This window comes from Williamsia sp. z71 (assembly GCF_059553375.1).
In genome coordinates this window covers 553,778-562,065 of the sequence record NZ_JCANWX010000003.1, presented here as the reverse complement: position 1 = coordinate 562,065, position 8,288 = coordinate 553,778, and the positions used below count along the sequence as shown (strand labels likewise).

The 8,288-nt window shown below is 64.5% G+C and carries 6 protein-coding genes; 3 read left to right on the top strand and 3 right to left on the bottom strand.

Annotated features, from left to right (window positions below; translation table 11 throughout):
* Positions 1–48 precede the first annotated feature (48 nt).
* Positions 49–444 carry a hypothetical protein gene (locus tag AC51GR_RS10755; protein WP_496324071.1) on the top strand — a complete coding sequence of 132 codons (396 nt, stop codon included), beginning with the start codon at positions 49–51 and terminating at the stop codon, positions 442–444.
* A 122-nt stretch (positions 445–566) separates the two neighbouring features.
* The gene (locus AC51GR_RS10750) at positions 567–1,463 is read left to right on the top strand and encodes a transposase (protein WP_496324072.1); all 897 of its coding nucleotides are present in this window, start codon (positions 567–569) and stop codon (positions 1,461–1,463) included.
* 128 nt (positions 1,464–1,591) lie between these two features.
* Here AC51GR_RS10750 and AC51GR_RS10745 read toward each other — a convergent pair whose 3' ends face one another.
* The 3 genes from AC51GR_RS10745 to aroQ all read right to left on the bottom strand — a co-directional run bounded on the left by AC51GR_RS10745 (position 1,592) and on the right by aroQ (position 4,885).
* Positions 1,592–3,172: a hypothetical protein gene (locus tag AC51GR_RS10745; protein WP_496324611.1), complete on the bottom strand. Its 1,581-nt coding sequence runs from the start codon at positions 3,170–3,172 to the stop codon at positions 1,592–1,594.
* Entirely contained in the window at positions 3,169–4,122 is a 954-nt protein-coding gene (locus AC51GR_RS10740) for a phosphatase PAP2 family protein (RefSeq protein WP_496324610.1), read from the bottom strand. Before AC51GR_RS10740 ends, AC51GR_RS10745 begins: the two co-directional genes overlap by 4 nt.
* Positions 4,123–4,441: 319 nt before the next feature.
* Entirely contained in the window at positions 4,442–4,885 is a 444-nt protein-coding gene (gene aroQ, locus AC51GR_RS10735; protein WP_496324609.1) for a type II 3-dehydroquinate dehydratase, read from the bottom strand.
* Between the two features lie 72 nt (positions 4,886–4,957).
* Between aroQ and AC51GR_RS10730 the strand changes: the two genes are divergently transcribed.
* Positions 4,958–8,287 (top strand): arabinosyltransferase domain-containing protein, encoded by a 3,330-nt coding sequence (locus tag AC51GR_RS10730; protein WP_496324608.1) that lies wholly within the window; start codon positions 4,958–4,960, stop codon positions 8,285–8,287.
* The last annotated feature ends 1 nt before the right edge of the window (position 8,288 follow it).

Here is an 8,288-nt window from a genome sequence, read left to right as displayed (position 1 = left end):
CCCTCCGTGTCAGCCTCAAGGTGAGTCACCGCACCGAGAGGAAGCCCGATGCTCGCCTTCACCACCGATGAGAAACGAGAGTTCGTCCTCGATTACCTGCAACAGCGCCACGGCAGCAAGACCGCCTGGCTGCAGGACAAACCGTTCAGCCTCCGACAGTTAGCACGCTGGCGCAGCGCCTATCTCCACGGCGACCTTGACCGCGACCTCGTACCTCGCAAGACTCGAGGAATGACCAGCCACCCTGCTCGACTTGAGGATCTGGAAAAACTCCTGACCCAACAACAACGCGAACACGACGCGCAACTGGCCGAACTCCACGAGGAAAACTCCTCCTTACGAGCGGCCAACGACGCGTTGGGAAAAGCTATCGGGCTCATGCACAAGTGGAGCGAGCACACGCCCGACGACACCCCCACTCCACCCGAGCCACCCAGTTCCTGACCTCCGAAAACATGCTGGTCACCCTACTTGCACAGTTACCCGGGATGAGCCAACGCAAAGCCCTTGCCGTACTGAATATTTCACGGTCAACCTGGCAATACCGCCAACGCCCCCGAAACCGGGTGAGCAACCCGATCTCACACCCCCAACGCCACCAACCACACGCACTGAATCTGACCGAGATCACCACGATCGAGGAGCACGTACTACGGGCCTGGACGCGCGGCGACTCCGTCGACCAGGCCTACGCCACCGCCTGGGACCAGGGCATAACAGTCGGCTCACGCCGCACCTGGTGGCGCTACGCCGCAGCCTTGGAACAATCACAGCGACCAGTCAAAACCCACCGCACCAAAACCGGGCCCCGCGAAAAACCTGTACTGCTGGCCACCGGACCGAACCAAATCTGGTCCTGGGATATCACCGACTTCAAAGCCCCTTACCGCGGACAAGCATTCAAGGTGTACTCAATCATCGACATCTTCTCCCGCAAGATCATCGCCAACCGCGTCGAAAACCGTGAACTCGACTACATGGCAGTGGAAATGTTCGAAACCGCATTCACCACAGAAGGAACCAAACCCCAATGGGTACACGCAGATTCAGGATCAGCGATGCGCTCCGATGCCATGAAAACCATGCTCGGCAACAACAAGATCAACGAATCGCACTCACGTCCCAGCGTCTCTAACGACAACCCGTACTCCGAGTCAGAGTTCCGAACCCTCAAACACCGCAAACATTTCCCCGGCATCTTCGAAACCCTCAACGACGCCCGCGACTACGTCACCACCTACACCGACTGGTACAACAACCACCACCGCCACAGCGGCATCAGCCTCTACACACCCAACGACGTCCACGACGGATCCTGGCGAGAAACCCACCGCCGCCGGCAACAAGCACTCGACGCCTACTACACCGAACACCCAGACCGATTCCGCCAACCACCAACCGCCCCACCCGCCCCGAACTGGTCAGGAATCAACTCCACCGGACCCCAACCCGCCACAAAATGACTCCACACAGGTTGACATCTACCGCTGAAAGCAGTTTCGGCACGCTCGACGGTCGGTTTGGCACGCTCGACGGTCGGTTTGGCACGCTCGACGGTCGGTTCGGCACGCTCGAGGGGCGGGGAGTCTTTCTACGCACCACAATCGGCGGGCTGGGCACCGACCACACCACGGACCGAGAGAAGTCCTTCGAGGGTGTACTGGCCGGGTACCGCAGCCGTCAGGGTGATCCAGCTGTCCTCGGTCTCCTCGATGCACGCGTACACGGAATCGTCGACGCTGCTGCGAGCGACGAGATACTTGTTGTAGCGCAACTGGATCGGATGCGCATCCGCGTTCGGCACGTCGAGGACGAGCTGGGACGGCGACGATTCGACCACCGTGAGTGGCTGCGGCACGATCGGCTGGGGATCTGCGACGCGGTAGAGCGTCCAATCGTCGTTACCCCAGATGCGGTCCAGATACGGCAGACCGTCGGTCACCAGCGCAGCCTCGTCCTTCAACTGCCGCAACGGATCTGCGGAGACCGCGACGAAGGCGACAGCATTCTCGGCCAGCCAGCCCCGGTACGAATCCGGCGTCAGCGCGCCCTCTTCATAGAAGATCGGGTTGTACCGGGAGTCCGACTGATTCTCCCAGCCGCGCGCGAGTTTGATGTCCAGGCCGAGTTTGTGCGCCCCCGCGTGGGTCTGCGCGTCGACGAGTTCCACCCGATGGTTGTCGATCTCCGGCTGCGCGAGCAACAACGACTGCAACGGCGTGTACGAGGTCTCACTCTTGCCGGAATCGGCACCGACCACCTGGTCGGCCGTCGCCACGAACACGGCGTAGACCAACGCCGGCGCCAGGGCTATCGCCAGGAACTTCAGCGACTTCTTCGAATAGAACAAGCAGATACACGGCAGCACAAGGCAAAAGAACCGGCTCAGGTTGGAACCGATACCGGTCGGCACGAGGAACATGAAGATCGCCACCGCGCTCGCGAGTGGCACGATCCACCGGGCCGGCGGAATGGTCAGTGCCAAGGCTGCACCGATCGCGATCAATGCCATCCAGAACAAGGTGGTGGCCGGAAAACCCTGTGCGCCAGGAGCACCGAACATCACAAACGGCACCACGACCCCGAGTCCCGCCCCACCCAGAATCCACCAGACCTTGCGCGCCTTGGCATCCTTGCCGAGCGCGAACGGCAACGCCGCCAGACCGACGAACGCCGGGGCCAGTGGACTCGCCAGACCCGCCACCAGCAGGCCGACGGCCGCCAGCGGCAAAAGATTTCGCCGGAAGGCGATGATCGCGGCCAGCGCTATCGCCGTACCCACAGAGAATGCGACCCGTCCCGACAACATGTTGAGAACGGCAGCGGCCGTGATCGCCCACATCAGCACCGTGGGGTGAGACCCGCCTTTGGAGAGCGGGATCGACAGCAACGCGATGATCGCGGTCGCAATGCACAGCAGGAGCAGCGACCCGGTCAGAGTCGACAGGGCCGGGACGATGAGTGAATAGCTCCCCGGGGACACACCCCCGTACCAGCCGAACCAGTAGCCGAGGCCGACGCCCGAGCGGGCTGCCTCTTCACGAGCGATGGCCGCCTGCAGGTCGCCGACCGTCGGGTGGGCAAGCCACAGTGCCACGATTGCCGCCAGCGCCAACGCCATCGGCCACAGGGGGCGCCAGCGCAACAGTGGCGTGGCCACCGGAAGACTCATCCGAGCGGCACTCCGGACCTGGTCGGCGCGACCGCCGATCGGCAGCGCCACCAACGCAACAGGGCAGGTGCGTAGATGATCAACGCAGCAACGGCGAGCAGGGCCACACCGGCGATGACATCGAGGATGAAGTGGTTGCCCGACCCCATCACGACGAAGTAGGTGGTCAGCGGGTAGAGAACCCCGACGATTCGCAGCCAGTTCCACTTCGCGAAGCAGAACAGGACGATTCCGCACCACGTCGCCCAGGCACAGTGCAGCGACGGCATGGCCGCGAACTGGTTCGAGATCGCGTCACTTCCGGGCGCACCGGACGCGGGCCACCATCCCCACGACGCAGTCTGCGCCATGATGTCGACGAAACCTTCCCTGGCAAGCAGACGCGGCGGTGCCGTGGGCATGCTGTAGAAGCCGATCAGAGCCAGACCCGTGGTGAGGATCAGGATGCCGCTGACCTTGCGGTAATGCTCCTTGCGCCGGAACATCAACCAGATCAAAACGACCGGGGTGACCCAGAAGTGCAAGGTCGCGTACTGCAGGGCAACGAGGTTCGCCAGCCACCCGGTGGTGTGGACCAGCTCGTTCAGCGGCCGCTCGAGCGCGATATGCCAGGCGTCTTCGAAACGAAGGATGCTGTTGGCATTGCGGTAGGCCTGGTCGGCGACGTCCCCGACGCTGTTGCGGATCAGCGAATAGACCGCGTACAGGGATCCGAGCATGAGAACTTCGAACCACCAACGTGGTCGGGCCAGATAGCGGTTGACCCGCGTGACGACCGCCCGGAAGCCGGTTTGCCTGAGTTCGGACTCATAGGTGTCGAACTCCGCCACATCGAACTCGGAGGAGTCGAACCCGGAGGAGTCGAACTCCGCGGACTCGTAGTCCGGGGCGTCAACCACACCGCTCTTCGAATCGGCGGCGACGGCTCGGCGGTCATCGCGGAGCGTCATACGCACAACTCCCGCATAGAACCTCCACACACTTGGACAACCCAGAAAACGCGTGTCCCACTTCGAAGGGGACGAACGCGAAACTACCGCGCTCACATCACGGCACGACACCACTCCGTACACATCCAGCGCCCTCGAGGGCGCAATAGCTCTGCTGGATCATAACCGAGGAGTCCGACAGATCCTTCCATCGCACCACGCGCGAGTCACTGAACTGGGCGAAAACGGCCACTCCTCGGTGCGACCCCCGTGCTGGGGCCATTGTTCACCATGTGGTGTGACCCTCGCCACAACTTGTCGGTCGAGCGGTGGACCCGGCTCAGCCGATCAGGTCGATGATGCGGCGGATCGCGAACTCATATCCACGAATTCCGAACCCGGCGATCACCCCTGATGCGATCCCGGACACGTACGACTTGTGTCGGAATTCTTCGCGGGCGTGGACGTTGCTGATGTGCACCTCGATGATCGGAACCTCCGGTATGACCAGGGCATCCCGGAGCGCGATGGAGGTGTGCGTCCAGGCGCCCGGATTGATCACGATGGCACTGATCTGCCCGCGGGACTGCTGGATCCACTCGAGCATCTCGCCCTCATGGTTCGTCTGCCGGGCATCGACGCCGAACCCGTACTCGGCGGCGGTCGACGTCGCCAGCGCCACCACGTCGTCGAGTGAATCGGAGCCGTAGACCTCGGGCTGACGGGTTCCGAGCGTGTTGAGATTGGGCCCGTTCAGCAACAGGACAGGCAGCTTTTCGCTCATCAGGCCGAGTGTATTGCGCGCCACGCCACCGTTGGTCAATCCGACACGCAAGGACCGATAGCATCTGACCTTGTGCCAGATGCCGTCGAGACAGTCAACACGCCGCCATCTGTCGGCAGCCCCGGCAGGGACCGGGTCCGCATCGCGAAGATCACCGCGATCATCACCGGCCTCGCCGGAATCTTCCTGGCGCTGGTCACACCGCTGCTACCGGTCACCCAGACGACGGCAGACCTGAACTGGCCGCAGCAGAACAAGCTCGAGTCGGTACTCGCCCCATTGGTGTCCTACGTACCGGTCGACCTCGAGATCTCGGTGCCCTGCACGGCCATCGACCAGCTGACCGAACCCGGACAGACCGTCCTGGTCTCGACCCTGCCGAAAGAGGCGGAGAAGTCGGTCGCGCGGGGCTTGTTCATCCGCAAGGCGGGCCAGGCCACCGATGCACTGGACCGGCAGGTCGTCGAGGTCGTGGTCAGGAACACACCGGTCGCCTCGGCCACCCTCGCCCAGATCCGATCGCAGGATTGCCAGAGCATCGACGTCACCGCCACGTACGAGTCGGTACGGGCCGAGTTCGTCGGGATGACCAATGCCGAAGGCGAACCGCTCGTCGGGGAGACGACCGACGGGGATCAGCGTCCCCAACTCACCGGTCTCTACACCGACCTCACCGGTGCGGCCGATACCGTTCCCGGCCTGAGCGCGCACGCGACCATCGACGACCGCTATACGACCGCGCCGACGGCCCTCAAGTGGATCGCCATCGCGGTCGGAGTGGTGCTGACCCTGATCTCACTCGGCGCGCTCGCCGTCCTCGACGGAACCGACGGCCGCAGACACCGCCGGTTCCTGCCGCAGAACTGGTGGCGGTTCAACGCGCGCGACGCCGTGGTCATCGGCGGACTGCTCATCTGGCACATCGTCGGCGTCAACACGTCCGACGACGGGTACATCCTGACGATGTCGCGGGTGGCCGACGACGCGGGATATACGGCCAACTACTACCGCTGGTACGGCGCGCCTGAGGCCCCGTTCGGCTGGTACTACCAGGTCTTCGGCTGGCTGGCGCACGTCACAACCGCCAGCCCGTGGATGCGCCTACCGGCACTGGCCTGCGGCATCCTGGTGTGGCTCATCATCTCCCACGAGGTGTTGCCACGACTCGGACGCGCGGCCGTGACCAACCGGGTCGTCCCGTGGACTGCCGCGTTCGTGTTCATGGCGTCGTGGTTCCCGTTCAACAACGGCCTGCGCCCCGAACCGATCATCTGCCTCGGTGCTCTCCTGACCTGGTGTTCGGTCGAACGTGCGATCGCCACCGGCCGGACCCTTCCGGCCGCGGTGGCCTGCACCATCGGCGCGTTCAGCCTCGCGGCCGGCCCGACCGGCCTGATGGCGGTGGCGGCGTTGATCGCCGGGGCCCGACCGATGGTGATGTCGCTCATCAAGAGGGCCAAGGCGATCGGAGGGGGCCTGACGAGCTATCTGGCGCTGCTCGCACCGGTCGGCGCGGCCGGGGTCTTCGTGATCTTCGTGGTGTTCTCCGACCTGACACTGGCCGCCTTCACCCAGTCGACCAGCATGAAGACTGCCCTGGGCCCCTCCCTGAACTGGTACAACGAGTTCGACCGCTACACCGCGCTGTTCGAATTCTCGGCAAACGGCTCGGTGGGCCGACGGTTCGCAGTCCTGGCCATGCTGGTCGGCCTGGTGATCTCCGGCGCGATGCTGATCCGGAAGAGCCGGATCCCCGGCACCGCGCTCGGACCGTCCCGGCGCATCGTCGGGATCACCTTCGCGTCCCTGATCTTCCTGATGTTCACGCCCACCAAGTGGACACACCAGTTCGGTGTCTTCGCGGGTCTGGCTGCTGCACTGGCGGCCATCGCGGCCATCGCGGTGAGCGCCGAGGCCATGCACGCCCGACGTAACCGCATGCTGTTCATCGCACTGGTCCTGTTCATCACCGGGTTGTCGTTCACCGCGCCGAACGCCTCGTTCTATGTCTCCAACTGGGGGATGCCGTGGGGTGTCCTGCCCGTCCGCATGGGGGTCGCGCTCGGCAGCCTGCTGCTGTTCCTCTGCGTACTCGCGCTGCTGGTCGCGTTCTGGTTCCACTTCCGGGAACCGTTCGAACGATCGAAGCCGGCGAAGAACCCCGCCGCCACGGGCCGTCGCCGGTGGATCGGGATGTTGGCCGCATCCCCGCTGGCCGTTGCCGGCATGTTCGTGGTCGTCTTCCTGATCTGTACCTCCATATTCTCCGGAGTGCAGCAGAGCGGGTCGTTCTCGGTGCCCTCGTCGAACGTGGACGCCCTGTCCGGTGATGTCTGCGGGATGGCCGACAAGGTTCTCGTCGAACCGGACCCCTCGGCGGATCTGCTCGAACCCGTCGACGGCAACATCGTCGGCGGACTGACCGGCACCCAGCAGCCGGGCAGTGTCCCGCCGCCGACGTCCGGGTTCACGCCCAACGGTCTGCCGCTGACACTGAACTCGACCGCGAGCGCGGGCAGCCTCGGTGTCCTCGGTGCCAATGTCGCGGCATCGCCGGACGTCCTGAACTCCAACGCCGGTGGCACCGGGGGCGGGGAGGCCGATCAGGCCGGCATCAACGGCAGCACGGCCAAGTTGCCGTTCGGGCTCGATCCGCAGAAGACCCCCGTCCTGGGCAGCTACTCGCAGAACGAGCAGTTCCCCTCCTACCTGACCTCCTCGTGGTACCGGCTGCCCGCGCGCAGTGCCGACACCCCGCTGGTGTCGATGGCCGTGGCCGGCCAGTTCGACATCGAGAACCTGAAGATGGAGTACTCGACCGATTCAGGTGACCGCGACGAGGACTTCCGGACCGCAGGCGAGGTCGACATGATCGATCCGGGCCCGCGGCCGTCGTGGCGCGACCTGCGTACCTATCGCAGTTCGTTCCCGGCCGAGACCACCGCCATCCGGATCGTTGCCAAGGATGAGAACCTCGCACAGGACAATTTCATCGCGGTGACCCCACCGCGGGTACCCCATCTGCAGACGCTGCAGCAGATGGTCGGCAGCACCGATCCGGTACAGATCGACTGGACCAACGGTCTGGCCTTCCCCTGCCAGCGTCCGTTCGACCACAAGTACGGCGTCGCCGAGATCCCGAAGTGGCGGATCGCTCCGGGTGCCGACCTGGCGGCGGCGGTCGGCGCATGGTCGGATGCGTTCGGCGGCGGACCGCTGGGGTGGATCGAGGTGTCCCTGGACAAGACCACGGTGCCCTCGTACCTGGAGGGTGACATCGGCCGCGACTGGGGTTCGCTGGTGCGCTACGAGCCGTTCGGTGAGCCGGCGACGGTGGCGAAACTCGATCTGGGAACCGCCACCCGCTCCGGTCTGTGGAGCCCGGCCCCGATCCGCTACTGAG

Excerpts from the sequence above, each read along its gene's own strand:
- AC51GR_RS10740 (WP_496324610.1), bottom strand. The coding sequence starts at position 4,122 with ATGACGCTCCGCGATGACCGCCGAGCCGTCGCCGCCGATTCGAAGAGC.
- aroQ (WP_496324609.1), bottom strand. The coding sequence starts at position 4,885 with ATGAGCGAAAAGCTGCCTGTCCTGTTGCTGAACGGGCCCAATCTCAAC.
- AC51GR_RS10745 (WP_496324611.1), bottom strand. The coding sequence starts at position 3,172 with ATGAGTCTTCCGGTGGCCACGCCACTGTTGCGCTGGCGCCCCCTGTGG.
- AC51GR_RS10755 (WP_496324071.1), top strand. The coding sequence starts at position 49 with ATGCTCGCCTTCACCACCGATGAGAAACGAGAGTTCGTCCTCGATTAC.